2 protein-coding genes are annotated in these 1,649 nt (G+C 68.9%); both read right to left on the bottom strand.

Translation table 11 applies throughout. The features are described 5' to 3' along the window. The coding region (locus J3S89_RS19820) for an electron transfer flavoprotein subunit alpha/FixB family protein (RefSeq protein ID WP_217930267.1) at window positions 1-878 on the bottom strand (878 nt) is incomplete at its 3' end. Window positions 879-892: 14 nt separating this feature from the next. Then, the gene (locus J3S89_RS19815) at window positions 893-1,642 is read right to left on the bottom strand and encodes an electron transfer flavoprotein subunit beta/FixA family protein (protein WP_217930268.1); all 750 of its coding nucleotides are present in this window, start codon (window positions 1,640-1,642) and stop codon (window positions 893-895) included. Window positions 1,643-1,649 lie beyond the last annotated feature (7 nt).

The following is a 1,649-nucleotide window of genomic DNA, read 5'->3' as shown; positions in this document are numbered from 1 at the left end:
CCGTAGTCGGCGACCTGGAAGATCGGCGCCTCCTCGTCCTTGTTGATCGCCACGATCACCTTCGAGTCCTTCATGCCCGCCAGATGCTGGATCGCCCCGGAAATGCCGCAGGCGATGTAGAGCTCGGGCGCCACCACCTTGCCGGTCTGGCCGACCTGCCAGTCGTTCGGCGCGTAGCCCGCGTCGACCGCCGCGCGAGAGGCGCCGATCGCCGCCCCGAGCTTGTCCGCCACCGGCTCGATATAGGTCGCGAAGTTCTCGCGATTGGCGATCGCACGACCGCCCGACACGATGATCTTCGCGCTCGTCAGCTCCGGACGGTCCGACTTCGACAGTTCCTCGCCGACGAAGGACGAGATCGCCGGATCGGCCGCGACCGGAGCCGCCTCGACCGGCGCCGAACCGCCCTTGCCCGTCGCCGCGAACGACGCCGTGCGCACGGTGATCACCTTCTTGGCGTCCGACGACTTCACCACCTGGATGGCGTTGCCGGCGTAGATCGGACGCTCGAACGTGTCGGCGGCGACCACCTTGGTGATCTCCGAGATCTGGCTGACGTCGAGCAGCGCCGCGACCCGCGGCAGCACGTTCTTGGCGGTGGTCGTCGCGGCCGCGACGATCGCGTCGTAGCCGCCGGCGAGGCCGACGATCACCGCCGCCATCGGCTCGGCGAGCTGATGGGCGAGCGGCGCGGCGTCGGCCGTCAGAACCTTGGCGATGCCGGAGAGCTGCGCCGCGTCGGCCGCGATCGAGGCGATGCCTGAGCCGGCGACCAGGACGTGCACGTCGCCACCGATGGCGAGAGCGGCGGTCAGCGCCTTGGCGGTGGCGTCCTTGAGGACGGCGCCGTCGTGTTCGGCGATCAGAAGAACGGTCATGGGTCTCGGGCTCCTCAGATCACGCCGGCTTCGTCGGCGAGCTTGGCGACGAGTTCGGCGACCGAACCCACCTTCACGCCGGCCTTGCGGGCCGACGGCTCACGCGTCTCCACCACCGTCAGGCGCGGGGTGACGTCGACGCCGTAGTCGGCCGGGGTCTTCTCGGCGATCGGCTTCTTCTTCGCCTTCATGATGTTCGGCAGCGACGCGTAGCGCGGCTCGTTGAGGCGCAGATCGGTCGTCACGATCGCCGGCATCTTGAGCGACACGGTCTGGAGACCGCCGTCGACCTCGCGGGTCACCGCGACGGTGTCACCGGCGACCTCGACCTTGGAGGCGAAGGTGCCCTGGGCGAGGCCGGTCAGCGCGGCGAGCATCTGGCCGGTGGCGTTGGTGTCGTCGTCGATCGCCTGCTTGCCGAGGATGACGAGGCCCGGGGCCTCCTCCGCGACGATGCCCTTGAGGATCTTGGCGACCGCCAGCGGCTCGACGAGCCCGTCGGCCTTGACCAGGATGCCGCGGTCGGCGCCCATGGCGAGGCCGGTCCTGAGCGTCTCGGCGGCCTGGCTCGGTCCGACCGACACCACCACGATCTCGGTCGCGATGCCCTTCTCCTTCAGACGGATCGCTTCTTCCACCGCGATCTCGTCGAACGGGTTCATCGACATCTTCACGTTGGCGAGGTCGACCCCCGAGCCATCCGGCTTCACCCGGATCTTCACGTTGTAGTCGACCACCCGCTTCACGGGCACGAGGATTTTCATGGGGGCA

The sequence above is a fragment of the Pinisolibacter aquiterrae genome, from assembly GCF_019160155.1.
GTDB classification, from domain to species: domain Bacteria; phylum Pseudomonadota; class Alphaproteobacteria; order Rhizobiales; family Ancalomicrobiaceae; genus Pinisolibacter; species Pinisolibacter aquiterrae.
The sequence above is the reverse complement of the archived record's forward strand: the minus strand, read 5'-3'. Positions and strand labels throughout refer to the sequence as shown.